Annotated in this window: 10 protein-coding genes; 8 read left to right on the plus strand and 2 right to left on the minus strand. The window is 42.5% G+C overall.

Translation table 11 applies throughout. The annotated features are described in order from the left end of the window. Nucleotides 1-4 precede the first annotated feature (4 nt). From HS960_RS01360 to HS960_RS01375, 4 genes are all read left to right on the plus strand, one after another. A complete protein-coding gene (locus HS960_RS01360) occupies nt 5-1,885 on the plus strand; it encodes a RagB/SusD family nutrient uptake outer membrane protein (RefSeq protein ID WP_182331081.1) in 1,881 nt (626 codons plus the stop codon). 155 nt (nt 1,886-2,040) lie between these two features. Further along, nucleotides 2,041-3,399, plus strand: coding sequence for a sulfatase family protein (locus HS960_RS01365; protein WP_159727941.1), 1,359 nt, complete (start codon nt 2,041-2,043; stop codon nt 3,397-3,399). Nucleotides 3,400-3,420: 21 nt separating this feature from the next. Continuing rightward, the gene (locus HS960_RS01370; RefSeq protein WP_182331082.1) at nt 3,421-6,099 is read left to right on the plus strand and encodes a DUF4962 domain-containing protein; all 2,679 of its coding nucleotides are present in this window, start codon (nt 3,421-3,423) and stop codon (nt 6,097-6,099) included. 132 nt (nt 6,100-6,231) lie between these two features. Continuing rightward, a complete protein-coding gene (locus HS960_RS01375) occupies nt 6,232-7,242 on the plus strand; it encodes a LacI family DNA-binding transcriptional regulator (protein ID WP_182331083.1) in 1,011 nt (336 codons plus the stop codon). Between the two features lie 120 nt (nt 7,243-7,362). Here HS960_RS01375 and hepC read toward each other — a convergent pair whose 3' ends face one another. After that, on the minus strand, nt 7,363-9,357 hold the full coding sequence (gene hepC, locus HS960_RS01380) for a heparin-sulfate lyase HepC (RefSeq protein WP_182331084.1): 1,995 nt from the start codon (nt 9,355-9,357) through the stop codon (nt 7,363-7,365). A 196-nt stretch (nt 9,358-9,553) separates the two neighbouring features. Here hepC and HS960_RS01385 point away from each other — a divergent pair, with 196 nt between their 5' ends. Then, nucleotides 9,554-10,240, plus strand: a complete 687-nt coding sequence (locus HS960_RS01385; RefSeq protein ID WP_182331085.1) for a hypothetical protein — start codon at nt 9,554-9,556, stop codon at nt 10,238-10,240. Between the two features lie 328 nt (nt 10,241-10,568). After that, on the plus strand, nt 10,569-12,818 hold the full coding sequence (locus tag HS960_RS01390) for an alpha-L-fucosidase (protein ID WP_182331086.1): 2,250 nt from the start codon (nt 10,569-10,571) through the stop codon (nt 12,816-12,818). A 187-nt stretch (nt 12,819-13,005) separates the two neighbouring features. On the opposite strand, the gene HS960_RS01395 is transcribed toward HS960_RS01390, so the two are convergent. After that, complete coding sequence (locus HS960_RS01395; protein ID WP_182331087.1) at nt 13,006-13,371, minus strand: lipocalin family protein; 366 nt, start codon at nt 13,369-13,371, stop codon at nt 13,006-13,008. Between the two features lie 276 nt (nt 13,372-13,647). On the opposite strand from HS960_RS01395, the gene HS960_RS01400 reads away from it, so the two are divergent. Together HS960_RS01400 and HS960_RS01405 are read left to right on the plus strand one after the other, a co-directional pair. Further along, nucleotides 13,648-16,554, plus strand: a complete 2,907-nt coding sequence (locus HS960_RS01400; protein ID WP_202883732.1) for a glycoside hydrolase family 2 TIM barrel-domain containing protein — start codon at nt 13,648-13,650, stop codon at nt 16,552-16,554. A 46-nt stretch (nt 16,555-16,600) separates the two neighbouring features. Beyond that, nucleotides 16,601-17,512, plus strand: coding sequence for an alpha/beta hydrolase family protein (locus tag HS960_RS01405; RefSeq protein WP_228280169.1), 912 nt, complete (start codon nt 16,601-16,603; stop codon nt 17,510-17,512). The last annotated feature ends 161 nt before the right edge of the window (nt 17,513-17,673 follow it).

Here is a 17,673-nt window from a genome sequence, read left to right on the forward strand (position 1 = left end):
TGATATGAACCTTAAAATAAAATCTTCCAGAAATTTGCTTATCGCGGGTTTCTCTTTGTTCACCTTGTTACCCCTGCATTCGTGCAAAAAAATATTGGATGCGGAAGCGTATTCCAGCTTTACAAGTGATAATTTTTTTGCGGATGTCAATGAAGCAAATATGGCAACATTGGGTGTCTATGAAGTCATGTCTGCTGTTGACGTCTATGGTTGGAATCTACCTATGGTCTTTGACACGGATACCGATATTGGTCAAATTTCGGGTGATACGGGCGATGCTTGGCGGCTGATACCGCATTATAAAGCTATGCCAGAAACAAATGTTTATTATACGGTTTGGAGTGCCTTCTATACGGGGATAAATCGGGCCAATACCGTGATCGAAAATATCCAGCAGATGGATCAATTTAAAAGTGGCTCGCAAGATCAGAAAGCACAGTTGAATCGCTTTTTAGGGGAAGCCAAGTTTCTGCGAGGTTTCTATTATTCGGAATTGATACGTCTCTGGGGTGATGTGCCATTTAAAATTTCTTCCTCCAAAGCGGGAGATAATTTAACCGTTGGCTTGACCGACCGATACGAGATTTATGGGCAAGTCATAAAAGATATGCAGGAAGCCGCTGAACTTCTTCCTGCAGCAATGCCAACAAACGAACGTATTAATAAATGGGCCTGTAAGGCGATGCTTGCGCGGGTAGCTTTATTTGCCGGTGGCTATTCCCTTAATGCCGAAGGAACGATGAAAAGGCCTGACAAATACAAGGAATACTATAGTTTGGCACAGCAACAGATCAATGAAGTGATAGGAGCAAGTGTCTATAAACTCAACCCGGATTATATACAGGTATTCAAAAACCAATGCATGCATAAATTAGAGTTCACTGAAAATATCTTTGAGGTTGCTTTCGCTAACCCATCAGGGACGCGCGGTAACGGTTCGTGGATCGGGTTTTGGAATGCGCCAACGACTGCAAAGGGTGTTTTTCAGCCCACAAATCCAAGGTACATCGTGATGCGGCCATTTTACGATCTATTTCAGGATAATGATCAACGAAAAGATTTTGTCGTTGCAAAATACAACATTAATGCAGCAGGAGCACGGACTTATTTAACGGGAAACAACGAAGCCAATTGGGCGGTTGGTAAATGGAGTAGGGAATACCAGTCAAATGATGCTTTGGAAGCCAGCTTCACGTATATCAATCATGTCGTGATGCGCTACTCGGATCTGTTGCTTATGCGTGCAGAAGTGGAAAATGAATTGAATGGTGGTCCAAATGAGATTGCAATTGATGCAATCAATCAGGTGCGGAGAAGAGCGTATGGTCTGGATAACATGAATTATGGCCTTAGCTTAACGATCGTTAATGGCGGAGCAGGGTACACGGCCAATCCGATCGTTACAGTATCTGGCGGTGGTGGCAATTTTGCGGCGGCAAGAATTACTGCGCGAAATACAGGCACAAATAGTTTAAAGACCCTTGTCGTGGATAATGTGGGACAGGGATATACAGCTGTTCCTAGCGTATCGATTACCGGGGGGGCAGGTTCCGGTGCCGTTGTTACCGCTGCATTTTTACCGAAGGCTACGACAGCGCAGATTGCTGTTAAACCTGGTTTGAACCAGGCTGCATTCCTCGATCTTATTATCGATGAAAGAGCAAAAGAGCTTTGTTTTGAAGGAATGCGCCGCGCAGATCTGATCCGCTGGAATAAACTGTCCAGTGCGATTGCAGAAACCAATACTAAAGTAAAAGCTATACGCGCAAATTACCCTTATCCTGCCTTTGATAATTTTGTGCCTGGGAAACATGAATTGTATCCATTCCCTCAAAATGAAACAGATGTCAATAAGGCGATAACAAGACAGAATCCGGGCTTTTAAGTCGTGCAGCAAAAAGGAAGTTCGATACTTGTGGAATTAATACCCAAAAAGTAAATAAAAAATTATAGATCAAATTACTGAACAATTCAAAAGCAGGAATGAATAGGACGCGTATTTTTCGTAAAGGTTTCGGAACCGAAACGAAAAGGAATATAATGATCATAGTGCTGTTGTTTATAGGACTTTTAGGCAGGTCTGAAGCCCAAGTCCAGCAACGACCAAATATCTTGATTATTATGACCGATCAGCAAACGGCAGATGCCATGAGTGCTGCCGGAAATAGTGATCTGCATACTCCGGCCATGGATAAGCTGGCTGCCAATGGTGTAAGATTTAGGAGAGCATATTGCGTGCAACCCTTGTGTGCTCCATCACGTACGGCGATTTTCAGTGGTCGTCGGCCACACGAAACGGGTTTTGTAGGTAATGTTCCGGAAAAAGATGGTCTTTGGCCGGATAGCCTTCTGATGATGGGGAAGATTTTTCAGGCAGGGGGGTATAAAACAGGCTATGTAGGGAAATGGCATCTGTCAATCCCCGTCTCAAAGATAAGCCAGCATGGTTTTGAATATATTCAAAACACAGATTTTTTGGATTACAACGATGCTGCGACGCCTTCCTATTGTGCGCGCTTTATCCGTGATCATAAAAAAGATCCCTTTCTGCTGGTTGCGTCTTTTTTGAATCCACATGATATCTGTGAATGGGCACGGGATGAAGAATTGAAAATGGATGTTCTCAAAGATGCTCCAGCACCCGAACTATGCCCTGTCTTACCCATGAACTGGAAAAAACCCGCACATGAGCCAGAAATGGTGCGAGAGCAACAAAAGTCTAATTTTCGTACCTATCCGAGCATCAATTGGACAGAAGGCCAATGGCGTCAGTACCGCTGGGCCTATAATAGGTTAGTGGAAAAGGTTGATAATTATATTGAGATGGTACTGGCATCTTTGAAAAAGTATGGTATTGAACAAAATACGATTATCATTTTTACTTCTGATCACGGTGATGGCTACGCTGGGCATAGTTGGAACCAAAAGCAGGTCCTCTATGAAGAATCGATCAAAGTACCTTTTATTATTTCACAAATAGGGCAAATTAAACCTCGAGTCGATGATATGTTGATCTGTAATGGTACAGATATTATACCAACAATATGCGGGTTTACGGGGGTAAAGGCTCCTTCGTATTTAAAGGGATTGGATATTAGCAAAAGGTTGTCAGCAACCCACGTAAACCTGCGCGATACCTTGGTTGTGGAAACTGATTTTGCAGATAATGAAGAGCTCTTGGGGATCAGTGGCAGAGCAGTTATTACCGATGGTCTGAAGTATATTGTATACAGCGAAGGTAAGATACGGGAGCAACTATTTGATCTTGCTAAGGATCCAGGAGAGACAAACAATCTGGCAGTAGTGCCTGCTTATAAAGCAAAATTAAAGTCTATGCGTCAGTACCTTAAATCTTGGTGTAAAAATAATGGTGACGCTTTTGAACAACATGTTTTATAAGATGGTAACACATTCATAACTATGAAAACTTTATTATATCTTTTTTCAACCGTTGTCGCATTGAATGTATCGGCGCAGGAGGCTGGAGTGATTAAACTGAGCCAGGATAAACTGCATGCACGTGTACGTGAGTGGCCTTATCCAATGGGGGGGACGGTTGTTTCTTCCAATGCTCCGGCGTTGATGTGGCCTGCTACAAATGGTACGCAGATGGTCCTGCCGATGGAAAGTGGAAGTGAAGTACCGCAGGATCCAGGTATTGCTGATGTACGGTACAAAGTTGTTTTAGCTAGGGATAGCAAATTTACCAAAAATGTCATCGCAAGTGATGTTCAGGCCTGGGCGGTGTATCCGTTACATCAGTCCTTGGCCCCAGGTTCCTGGTATTGGAAATATGCCTATGCAAAGAATGGAAGCGACAGTTGGACATGGTCGCAGGTGTATGATTTTGTCATCGATGCGAAGACGCAAGGTCAACAAGTATCTCCGCCTGTAAGTGAGGTGCTTGCACGTAACCAAGTGGCCCATCCGCGATTATGGGATATGCATACACGTGGCGAAGTGTTTTATAAAAATAACCGGAACAATCCTGAAGCACATCATTTTATTGCCTACGCTGAAAAGCTGATGCAGGAACCTTTGCCAGTGGAAAAGCCAATGCGCGTCATCGATACTACGGGTAAGACGCCGCTCGAAAAGAAGAAGATTATCGAGGCGATGTACCATGGTTTTGGGGATGCGGTGGGGACACCGATCAGCAATCTGTGTATTGCTTACCAGTTGACCAGAGACGAACGCTTTTTACGCGATGCCAAACGACGAGCCTTGAATATCGCGCAAATGGATCCCAATGGACTCGCAACGGGTGACGATTTTACAAGTGGAGCAGTGCTTGAAGCTTTGGGCTGGTTTTATGATACAGGATATCACATCTTGACAGAAAAGGAGAAGAGCTTATTGCAACAGATAATAAGATTACGGGCGAAGCGCGTATATGACCATTTGCCCAATAGGTTCGAATTACATGTCAGTGATAACCATATTTGGCAAATTACCATGCGTAATTTGACCATTGCCACTGTAGCGGTTATAGGGGATGTTCCAGAAGCGAAAGAATGGTTGTCGTATCTCTACGAGGTGTGGAGTGCGCGTTATCCTGTATTGGGGACAACAGATGGCGGTTGGCATGAGGGCAATGGCTATTTCAAAGTCAACTATAAATCTATGATTTACCTAAGTCAATTATTCGGCGATCTTTCTGGGGTTGATTATTACCAGCTTCCTTGGATGAAGAATCTTCCATTTTACCTGATGTATACGCATCCACCTGCATCGGCAACAACTGCGTATGGAGATATGTGGGAGAACACGCCTTTTATGACCAGACAGCAAGGATTATTTGCTGATGCCTTTGCTTATCGTGCCGAAAACCCTTATTTAAATTGGTATGTAGCAACGATAAAAAAAGACAATCCCGAGTATTTTACAAGGCCTTCTGATGATTATCTTTTTTATCGGCTACTTAATTATAATCCTTACCGGAAGCTGCCTCAGCAGTCGCCAGAGGATCTCCCTAAGCTGCGAAATTTTGCTGATGTGGGTGTTGCGGCCATACATTCCAATTTGGCAGATACAAAAAAAGATTTGAGTAGCTATTTGATGAGTAACCCATTTGGTTCATCTGGACATGGAAGTGCTTCACAAAATGCGATAACAGTCAACTTTAAGGGAAAGACGGTTTTTGGAGGTTCGGGTTATTACGGTAATTTTAGTGATCAACATAATTTACTCTACTACCGTACTTCAAGAGCATATAGCACAATATTGGTGGATAGCCTGAGCCAAAAAATTGGAGAGGAAGGGTATGGATGGATTCCTCGTGCGCTAAGTGGCGAACGGATTCAATACGCATTAGGAGATGCAAGTAATGCTTATGGTGCTATTGAAAGTAGTTTTTGGTTGAATAGGTTTGACCAGTTAGGAATTGATCCTAAGTCAACGGGTGTATATGGTGATGTGGGGGTACAAAAATATCGTCGTCACATGGTACAGCTGGAGGGCGGAATAATCGTACTGTATGACGAGCTTGAAGCAAAACAGCCAATAAAATGGACCACCCAATTTCATGCACCCTATTATGCAATGAAGGCCCTGCCAGCAATGGACAGTAAAGTCCAAAACTTTGAAGTAATGATGGAAGGAGGGCATGCAACGGCCAGCGTTTTTGCGGCTGTCCCAATAGGGATGAAGATCCATAATAAATTTTCTGAGCCAGCTGTCAATTGGGCCAATGTAAAGGACGTCAATGGCGATATCAAAGAATTTAAAGATCAATGGCATTGCGGGGTTACCTCTACTGCGGTGCAGAAGATGCGATATTTGACAGTCATACAGGTTAAAGATGGTAAACCGCAGGTAATTAAAAGTATCCATACTGGCGACGGCCTTATGGTATTGCAGGTAGGTAATTGGCAGATAACTGTCCAGCTTGATGGTTTGAAATCTGCAAAGCTACAGATCGGTGATGCTGCATCAGTTTTTGATTACGGGGGGGGAATGGTAATCGATTTTGCAGGTAAAAAATACACGCGAAAACAGGAAGGTAGCACATTGTTAATGGAGGGCTCTAAAGGGAAAGTTCAGCAATATGAAACGATCGATGTCCTACCGGATGTGGTGAAATACGATGCTGTCAGGTAATGGCTCCTCTATAGAAAATCTTCATTTTGGTTATCAATTGCATAAAAGGTCTTTCCTGACTAAGATCAACTCGATTTTAATTGGGTTGACCTTTGTGCATTGGTTATTTTTTGAGTTAAAAACGAGTTCAGCATGCAACATGTGACGATAAAGGAAATCGCTAAAGCACTAAATTTGTCTTTTTCTACGGTATCGAGGTCTTTAAACGATAACTATCAAATCAGCGAAAAGACGAAGACCTTGGTCCGGGACTACGCTTCCTCGGTCAATTATATTCCCAATTTGGCTGCAAAAACACTAAAAACGGGTATTTCTAATTCAATTGCTGTTGTCGTTCCATTCTTGTCAAGTCCTTTTTTCGTTGATTTTTTTGAGGAAATCACGATGTTGTTTTCGAAGACGGATTACAATGTTATTCTGTTGCAGACCTTTAACAATCCGATAAAAGAATGTGAAGCATTGGATGTGGCGATCCAAAATCGGGTAGCGGCGATCATTATTTCGCCCGTACACGATGATTCCAACTGTTCAAAACTAGCCTATATTCAAAAACAAGTGTGCCCTGTGGTACTTTTTGACCGAACTAATCATCGATTGGAAACCCATAAAATAGGTGTACGGCACGAACGTGAAATCGCTATTGCTGCTAAACAGTTGTTAAAACAAGGTTGTAAAAATATATTACTGCTCTGCTGTAAAGGTATCGGTGCAAATGACGCACGAATTGCAGGCATAAGGAGTGCATTTTTAGGTAAGCAAGAACCGGATTATAGCTGGGCTGTTGTTGAAATTGAATACAATCATCCGAATGAAGATTTGAAAAAACAACTTCTTCGACCCTTGAAAGAACAGAAGGAGGGGTTATGCTATGATGGTATCATTGCAACGACGGATACATTAACAACAAAAGTTTTACCCTTGTTATTGACAGATGAAGGAATGCTTGCTGACTGTGCTCAGGTTATCGGTTTTTCAAATACCGCTTATGCAAGGATCCTTAATCCCACTTGGACGGTTTTTACACAACCTTCACGCCAAATGGCGATCAAGTGTTATGAAACAATATTAGAATTAATTAACTACAGAAGATTACAGATCAACCCAGCGTATAACACTGTTTTTTTGGATGTAATTCCGGGATAAAAGAGTCCTTATATCAGCAATAACGAGGTCAATGGTTAAGGTAGACAAGCTTCAGAATCCGCTATAAAAAAGAGAACACTGTTTTTTATAGCGGATTCTGAAGATTTCCTGAATTGATTTTTACTGATTGATATCTAGTTTTAATGATTTGACTTTGCCATCTAGCGTTAGTTTGATGTCAAGCAGACCATCCCGATAATTGTTGCCTTTGTTTTCGGTGAGTGAGATCTTTGGTATGGTGTTTCCCTGATAGGGGTACAGGATGCTCACCAAAGTGCGCATATTTTCATGAGAATCTTTAGCTGTTTCAAATACAAATGCAGGGCGATCGATTTCTTCACCATAGCTATAGGAGACTTTCCCTTCTTCTTGCTTGAGGCTGGCCTCGCGGTTAAAACATTGGATCAGGAGGTTATTACCATCTGAATATGTTGTGTTAACGGCATTAGTTTTATTGTTATAATCTGGTTTGCTATCTTCTTTAAGCTGATAATGGATGCCTATTTTCCCTACAGCGTTCCCGATGGCCCGGTCAATAACAACAAAGTATTTCTGGTCAACAAAAAGAACGGTACGTTGGTGCTTCAAATTGTTGTAACTAGGGTTGGTATAGGTTAATACGGTTAAGTCTTTATCTGTTGTCCATTTGTTTTGTTGCGCTTTGGTAATGATCATGTTTTCATTGTTCAGTGTAAGCGTACTGTGAACGCGTGTCTGCCTGAACCAATCTCTTTTTTTCATGATCGCTGCATCGCCGCTGTAGACAAAACAACCTGCGTCGGGCGTAAAATTCCGGCCATTGGTCCATAATTCAAAGGTCCCATTGTCAGGTTGAGCATGAAATTCACCTGGAGGACTTGCTTTAAGCATCAGGATGGTTGCAGCATTTGTCCAACCATTTCTAAAGGTATAGAATCCGGCGTTACTTGAGGCATTGGACAACCAGGTGGGTGCCTTTCCTTGTTTGCCATCACTGGCAAAGTATTGGATAAAAGGATTGTCGGGAAATAACTGAGCCCAAGATGAAAATTGTTTGAGCTTAAAGTCTTTTTTTCGGATCCAAGAATCACCAAACATAGGCTGGTTATAATTTGGAAAAGTAATGTTGATAAAAGCCAATACCATTTTTTCAATGGTAGTTTTGTAACTGGCGGGAAACTCATGTTCAAGGCCAAAATTCTGTGCGCTTCTGTAGGCTTTTGTAAAAATATCAATCGAAGCAGCATGATATACCGGAGATAATTCAAATTGAACACCATCGGAATATACCTGTTTCTTTATTTCGGTATTAAGAACGTCAATTCCACTTTTTCGCCAATCATCGGCATGTTTTAGTTCTGGAAACGAACCACCGGCAAAAAGGACGCGCTGTGCTTCAAATAAACGATGATTGCCTTCTGTCGCATAATGACTTGGCAAATAGTCAGCTTGTTGCTGGTAGCTGTTTAACACGCGAATAAGGAATTCGGGGGTGAAATGTGGCGACTGAAGAAAAATATGGATTACCGGTACTAAGCTTTGGATTCGGTCGGATACTTCCAATGGCCGCCACGCAAATCGATCATTATCCGCAGATAGTCCCAAAGGATTTTTTTTTACCCAGTCGTCAAATTGATATATCCACTCTTTGGCGTATTTTTCATCCTTGGTCTTACGGTAGGCGAGAGCCATAGACAACCACCACTTAACTCGATGTAGCTGCCAACGGACTTCATTGTCCTTGACTGGCCATAACTGCCAATTGATATCCTGTCCAAAATCAAAGAAACCATAGCTTTCCTGTGTTTTAAAAAGATGTCTGAGGGCATTGTCTGCAGTTTCGCGCGTTGCAGTACTAAGTGGCCCTACCGTATCGACAGTCGTTTCCATGTTGCTAAAATCAGGTTTGTTTGCCTGCAGCTTTGTTTTATAGTATTTTAATAAAGCAGTAGCTGCGACATCAAATCTGTTGCTTTCAACAGCATTCTTTACTCCTTCTAGACCTGGGTAATCGAGGTTGATGTTGGTAAAGCTAGACTTATCTATTTTTTGCTGCGCCTGTACCATCCCCTTGTTTAAACATAGGAGACAAAAGAGAAAATATAAATAGCGTACTTTCTTACTAAGAGTCATCATAATTGTTGGATAAATTGTGTTTTTTATGGTCTTTAATTAGAGTGTGAATTTATCGGAAAATTTAAGTTTAGGCTTTTAAATTTCGGTAAAAAACTTTTAAAATTGTTCAATTGAATTTAAATCTACTCTATTTTAAATCGTATTGTTTTTTATGAAAGCGTTTGGACTTCTTTTCTGCATTTTCAGTTTACTGACCATGAAATCATTTGCACAATTGCCAAGTTATAAGATGGTCGATTGGGCCACGGCCAATGATATGTCCTCAAAAGAGGGAGGATCGTTCCTGAAATCGATAGCATTTAACAATGCTCAGGTCTATAAATATAAGGAGACCTTTATTATCATGCCGCTCAACCCATTCAGCAAAGCGATCTTAACCAAAGACAGCGTATTGATGGAAAACTGGATCCAGAAGGAAATCTTTCCCATGGAAGGCACGCTGAACCGTTTCTATTTCAATAACAGAGAAAAAATGGATCATTTAAATACCTTTGTCCCTGTACTGAAAAAAGAGCTCCTGCAAGCAGCTGGAATTGAATCCGAGGTAGTTACAGCAGCTGAAATCGATAAGATTTATGCCTTTGTAGCAGACAAGAAGAATTTTGAAAAATATAAACTGAATTATATTGCGGTAATGGGCGATTACCTTAAATCAAAGGCAGCACCTGATGTAAAGTGGGGGCTGCTCAAAAGTAAGCAATTGCTGAACCCTCTGGTGCAGATCGCGCTGGTGAAAGATGACGGGGGAATAATCTATTATTTTGATCTGGAAGAGCGATTGGACAATTATGAGCTTAGCGACAGAGAATCGATGGAGTATAAATTTCAGGATGCACACTGGCGCCGTTCCAACGAGATTGAAACTGCCATGGCCATTGAATAGGGATCCGTTATAAATTTTGCCCGACTGTTTCTTAGCTATAGTATTTGAAAGTTTTGGGTTTATAATATCTTTCTGATAGCAGAATACCGTCTTAGGATAAAGCCTAAGACGGTATTCAGCAAGTCGATAATGTGCAATGATTGGTCGATAATCTTCTTTTTACTTTTTTTAGAATCTTCTATTTTTACATCAATCTGTATGTATGTAAACAAAAGTTTATTTAAATTAAACACCCGTTGCTTTTCGCGAAATTAGTCTATTTGGAAGATTGTTTTCCGCGAGGTATTATCCAGTTTAGAGTGAACTTTTTTAGAATAAATAACGAATTATGAAAAGGAAATTGATGTTTGCGTTATGTATGAGTAGTTTTTTTACACCCATCTATGCGCAGAAACAAATGAAATCCGATGCGCTGGTATTTAAAAATACCTACGCTATTGAGGTACAGGATAGTAAGAAAGATATTATTGCCAAGGCAGTCCATATTATACCGACTGACAAGCAGTATGAGGCTCTAAAAGATGAATTCATTGCATTTATACACTTTGGTCCCAATACCTTTACCAAAATGGAATGGGGTAGCGGAACAGAAGATCCAAAAATATTTGACCTCAAGCATCTCGATACTGATCAGTGGTGCGCTGCGATGAAAGCTGCGGGGATGAAGAAGGTGATCTTTACGGCTAAGCATCATGATGGCTTTGTTCTTTGGCAAAGTCGCTATACAAAACATGGTATTATGTCGACGGGATTTCAGCAGGGACAGGGCGATATTTTAAGAGATCTTTCGCAATCCTGTAAAAAATATGGACTCAAATTGGGGGTTTATCTTTCTCCGGTAGATCTTTATCAGATTGAAAATGAGAAGGGACTCTATGGGAATCAAAGTGTTTATACAGAACGTATGATACCGGAAAGGGCGTCGGGAAGACCCTTTAAAGATAAGCGTACTTTCCGCTATAAAGTAGACGATTATAATGCCTATTTTTTGAATCAGCTTTTTGAGTTACTGACTGAATATGGCCCCATCCATGAGGTGTGGTTCGATGGTGCGCATCCAAAAACAAAAGGTGGGCAGAAATATAACTATACTGCCTGGCGGGATTTGATTTCCAATTTGGCGCCGAAAGCGGTCGTTTTTGGTAAGGAGGACATTCGCTGGTGCGGCAATGAGTCTGGTAAAACACGTAGTACCGAATGGAATGTGATTCCATTTGATGCAGATCCTGTTCAGATGGAAGGTTTTCGTGATCTGACGGATGAGGATCTGGGCAGTAGGGAAAAGTTATATAGCGCAAAATTTCTTCATTATCAGCAGGCCGAAACCAATACATCTATACGCGAGGGCTGGTTTTACCGCGATGATGTGTATCAAAAAGTGCGATCGGCGGACGATGTATTCGATATTTACGAACGTGCTGTTGGTGGTAATTCAACATTCCTGTTAAATATTCCTCCCAATCGAGATGGGCGTTTCTCTGATGAAGATGTAAACGTGCTACATGCTGTAGGCGAACGGATTGCATTGGGCTATAAAAACAATCTGCTGACCGGAAGTAATCTGGACAAATCCTTGTTGGACAATAATGATAAAACGAATAAGGCATTTCCTACCGAGACAGGGGAGCTGATCGTTTCTTTGCCACACAAAGTTAAATTGAATCGCTTGGTGATTCAGGAAGCGGTGCACAGCAGTGGTGAACGTATTGAACAGCATGCGCTTGACATCTGGAAAGACGGAAAATGGCATCAGGTTGCGACAGCTACTAATGTAGGGTACAAACGCATTTTACGCTTCCCGGCACAAGAAACAGACCGCATTCGATTACGCGTATTGGCAAGTCGTGCGACACCGGTGTTGGCTGGTCTCGGTGCCTACTATGTACCAACACGACCACCTCAATTGGATATCGCTCGGGATACAGAAGGTAAAGTCAGCATTTATCCCGTAAAAAGCGAATTTGGCTGGAAACCACATCATGAAGATATTCTCAAAAATCTCAATAACGATTTTGAGATCTATTACACCGAAGATGGTACAATTCCTTCTGCAACGTTTCAGAAATACAGCGGTGCATTTGAAAGTAAAAGTAAACTCATTAAAGCGATTGCGATTGACAAGGATGGCGCAAAAGGGGCCATAGCGCAGAAAGAAATGGGAATTCCTAAACAACGCTGGAATCTGGTCGCTACAAGCAGCTCCTTAGATGGAAAGAATGGCCGTGAAGCCTTTGACGAGCGGGCCGATTCATACTGGCAATCGCAAGTAACTGGCCCGGTGCAGGAGCTGGTCGTCGATCTGGGAACGGCGTATTCAATCGTCGCATTCAGTTACACTCCACAGCGTAAAAATGCGGAAGGCATGATGCAATCAGGTAAGCTTTCCGTAAGCTCGGACGGTGCGCATTGGGAAGATGCGGGCAGCTTTGAGTTTGGAAATTTAATTAACGATCCTTCGACGCGTACCTATCGCTTGAAAAATGCAAAAAAAGCACGTTTTGTCAAGGTCGAATCGACAGTAATTGCCGGAAAATCGCAGTCACTGGCCATAGCAGAGCTTGATTTTTTTACACCATAATTGTCGAATCAATTGCCTTGGAAACTAGGGTGATGCTCTGATTTATGGTGCAAAAAAATTGCCATCATGCCTATACAGCTGGAGCTGAATGGATGATTGCTTAGGATAAAGTAGACAAAAGCCCGGCGATGGTAATTCATGCCGGGCTTTTAAATTCATTGCTCCCGATAGGGATTATTTTAGGCAGTTATTCCTGCACTTTTTTGTATTCTAGTGTGCCTAATTGTTTATGATAAATGATACGTTTGTTCGCATCAATGTACTCTAAATTAAATTTGACAGGAATCAGTTTGACTGTTACAGTCAATATCTTATCATCCTTTGAAAGTTTCCATTTTCCGTTAATGCTTTCTTCAGCAATAATGCCTTCAAATTTTCCGCCTTCTTCAAAAACCTGATAGACCTGATCGGATTTGAACTGCTCCTTAATGGATTTTTCGGTTCCATTTTTTGTGAGCTTGACCAGCTGCCATTTGCCAATAAGGTCTTTGGATGCCTGGCTATAACCTGCAAAGGAACAAAGGACTAAAAGAAGTGTTACGAGTGTTTTCATGTTGTGTTTGATTGCGGTGTAAAGTATACCTTAAATGTAGTAAATATTAGCGCATTTTGGATTGACATTTGTCTCATTAAAATTAAATTTTGGATAAATCTAAGTTCATAAGTCCCCACCGTTTTTTGAATAGCGCATGATAGTGGTAAGGGATCCGGTGTAAACGGGTAGGGATTCGGTATAAATAGTTGTGCGAACGGTGTGTATAGTTTAATTTTTTGATCTGGATTTCTTCTACCTTCGATTTTTATGAATTTATCTTCAAAAATGAACCGGATGAAAATACCGTTTATTGTGCTGGTCCTGATCTTTAATTGCTTCCTGTCGCGAGGGCAGGATTACAGCATTCCGACGCTGACCGCATTACCCAAAGATATCGCCGAGACAAAAGTTGATCTCAATGGAAGCTGGAATTTTGATGCAACACCTAAACCAGACTTCTGGACAAGCCTCAACCGCGGCAATACGCAAAATATACAGGTCCCTGGGCAATGGATTATGCAGGGAAAGCAGGTTCCGGCAGGACAACAGGCTGGTTATGCACGTAAATTTACGCTCCCAGAGAGCTATCGCGGCAAACGTATCAAAATAAGATGTAACGGCGTGTTTAGCGAAAGCACGATTTATGTGAACGGAAAGCGCGTGGGGTACCATCTTGGTGGTTTTACGCCTTTTGAATTTGATATCTCAGATCTTGTCCGCTGGGATAGGGCCAATGATATCGCTATAGCCGTACGGAGTGAGACCTTGGCCGATTCTTTGGCCAGTGCATCCAAATATGCGGCCCATAATCTAGGTGGAATTAGCCGTGATATATTCGTGTTTGCGGTGGCATCAACCAATATATCCTCCTTTCATGCATCAACTGATTTTGATGAAGCCTTTCGTCATGCAACACTGCATACAGAACTCGAAGTCGCCAATCAGTCGAATCAAAAACAACAAAACCTTCGCGTAAAATTTACGCTTTGGAATAAAGATGCCCAGGTGGTTCCGATCGGAAGTGAAATCCAACAAATCGATCCATTGTCGGTCAAAGAAAGCAAAAGTTTCAAATTTGCTATACCGGTCAATCAGCCAAAGCACTGGACCTCGGAAGACCCTTACCTGTATACGTTGCAGGCTGAATTGATGGACGGCGACAAATTGTTGCATCGTACGATCCGAAAAATCGGTTTCCGCGAACTGAAAGTGGAGGGTAACCAGCTTTTGGTCAATGGCAAAGCGGTCAAATTACATGGCGTCAACCGGCATGAGGTGATGCCACTTCGTGGTCGGTCCCTGACGGACGATATCTGGAAAAAGGATGTCGAATTGTTTCGTGCTGCAAATGTTAATTATATCCGTACTTCACACTATCCGCCCGATGAGCGTTTTTTGGATGCCTGTGATGAACTGGGTATGTTTGTGGAAGTGGAAGCTCCTTTCTGTTGGGCTCATCAGACCGACGTATCAGCCGATAAAATGGAAGCCCTGCTGGTTAATCAGCATGTTGAAATGGTCAATCGGGATAAAAGCCATCCTTCGGTGATTATCTGGTCACTCGGCAATGAATCGCTCAAATATAAGGAGTATTTTAAGCGGGCCGGCCAGGTGGTCAAACAGATGGATCCCACGCGGCCACGGATTTTCAGCCAATGGGGACCAGATGCGGATGATGGTGAACTGGAAATTACCAACCACCATTATCCCGGACCGACAGGTCCCGATAAATACCGTGACCTCAAAAGGCCGATTACCTTTGATGAATACATCCATGTCAATTCATACAACCGCTTTGAGCTTTCTGCCGACCCTGGAATCCGCGATATGTGGGGCCCACTTTTGGATCGGATGTGGACTGCGATGTACAACAGTAAAGCAGTGCTGGGTGGTGCGATATGGGCGGGGATAGATGATACGTTTTTCTTACCGGACCATAAAGTGGTCGGCTATGGTACCTGGGGGCCACTGGATGGATGGCGCCGAGAGAAACCCGAATATTGGAATGTGAAAAAGGCCTATAGCACTGTCCGTATAACCCAGGTCGCAAACCGTGATTCTAATGGCAAGCTGAAATTTGAACTAGAAAACAGGTATAATTTTACAAATACAGCGGCCTGTCAGATCGTATGGAAATGGGGGGATCAGGAGGGCATTGCCCATACGGAAATCGAACCGCGCAAAACGGGGACTTTTGAACTCGACCTCCATGGCATCGACGAACCAAATAGTCAGTTGTATATGAAGGTCGTTTCGCCATTGGGTTTTGTGGTCGATGAATATCTGTTTACCGTAAAACCTCAAGCCTTACAGGTACACAAATCGCTAAAGACTACGTTAGTGACCAAAGCATCTACAGCTAATATTACGGTGTCTACCAAACAAAACAGCTTTGTCTTTGATAAGTCGAACGGTAAAGTTACGGTGTCAAATGCTAAGGGAACAACGCTTATCCAGTCGGGGGCCAATTTGATGTTGCTTCCACTCAACTCGGAAGGTCGTGGCATTCAGATGTTGGGTGACGATCAGAATTTTGAGCCTTACAATCCCCTTTGCTCAAACTGGGTAGCTCAATCCATTCTGCTGAAAGAATCTTCTGCAGATAAGGTCGTGATTGAAGTGACTGGCACTTATGCCCAGGCCGAAGGGAAATTGAACTATACTGTTTCCAATGATGGTACCTTCACTGTTACCTATAATTTTAAATTGCTACAGGATGTCAGCCCAAGACAGATCGGACTGGTCTTTGACATTCCAAAAGAATTGGATGAACTTAGCTGGGATCGTGTGGGCTATTGGAGCTATTATCCGCAGCAGCATCTGGGTGCCTTGCAAGGAAGGGCAAAGGCTTTCAATCCGCAGCGGCCGATTTCTGTTTCGGCAGGACCTTCCGAAAAACCAACTTGGGACTGGTCCGAAGATCAGACCACGGCCGGGACAAATCTGTTCAGGGCAACCAAACAAAATATCAGATCTGCAAGCTTAGTTGCGGGCGATGGACGAAAAATCAATGTTTTAAGTAATGGGCAGCAACATCTCCGGACATGGCGGGATGTCCATACCGACGCCAATAAACTCCTGGTCGCTGATTATATTAACGCCGGTAGAGAAGGGTTTTTGAGTTCGCATGCCGAATTGGATTATAGGCCGCTTAAAAGAAATGATCAGGTGAGTGGATCGATAACGCTCAATTTTAATTAAATTTAGGAATCAATGGTATTGAACTTTTTAGGAACCTAAAACAAGCATGAAAAAAGCAGTGAAATATAAAATTTCTTACCTAAGCCGTACCCTACAGTACGGCTTATTTGTCTTATTGTTGACTATTGCAGGGCAAAGTATAGGGCAGCGAAAATCGAGTACCGACGGGATCACCTTAGGGAAAAATGGAGTGGGCGATTTCAACCTGGCCCAAAATATGAAATTGGGTGCCTCAAACTTAGATTTCCACGGTTTTGAGGGCTATAGTTTTTTATTTCAGGGACGTGAGGCCAAGATTATCCGTCCAAAAGTGACAGCGGTAGGGCATCCTTGGGTATGGCGGGCCCGCTTTTGGGGGCACGAACCGCAGGTAGACATTGGCCTGCTCGAGCGCGGCTACCATGTGGTATACTGTGATGTCGCCGAGCTTTTTGGTAATGAGGAAGCGATAACAATCTGGGATGGATTTTACCGAAAGTTACAGAAAGGTGGGCTCAGTAAAAAATCGGCTATGGAGGGAATGAGCAGGGGTGGTGTCTATATCTACAATTGGTGCCTACGTTATCCTGATCGGGTAAATGTGATCTATGCCGATGCGCCCGTATTGGATTTTAAAAGTTGGCCCGGCGGCAAAACTACAGGAAAAGGAAGTAAACCGGATTGGGAGATTTTTAAGAAAGACTATGGATTGACCGAAACACAGGCTTGGGCATTTGCGGATGCACCCATTGATAAAGCCAAAATCATTGCGGGTTTCAAAATACCATTGCTGCATGTTGTCGGCGATAAGGACGATGTCGTGCCTATTGCCGAAAATACCTTGCCATTTGCGGAGGAGATTCGTCGCGCAGGTGGTCATATTGAGATCATCCATAAACCCGAGGTCGGCCATCATCCGCATTGTCTGGTAGACCCAAGTCCGATTATCGATTTTATACTGAAAGCAAGCAGCAAATAGGGACAAAAGTCATTGCTTTCTTTGGCTAAACAAAAACCACATCAACAAGGGTTGATGTGTTTTTTTTTTTTTTTATTTTATTGAATACCTGAATTTTAAATGGGGGTAAAATAGTTTTAATAATTGATTTTCAAGTTTTAGTTTCTCCATTCGATCTGTAA

Origin of the sequence: Sphingobacterium paramultivorum (assembly GCF_014109745.1) — a bacterium.
Lineage (GTDB): Bacteria > Bacteroidota > Bacteroidia > Sphingobacteriales > Sphingobacteriaceae > Sphingobacterium > Sphingobacterium paramultivorum.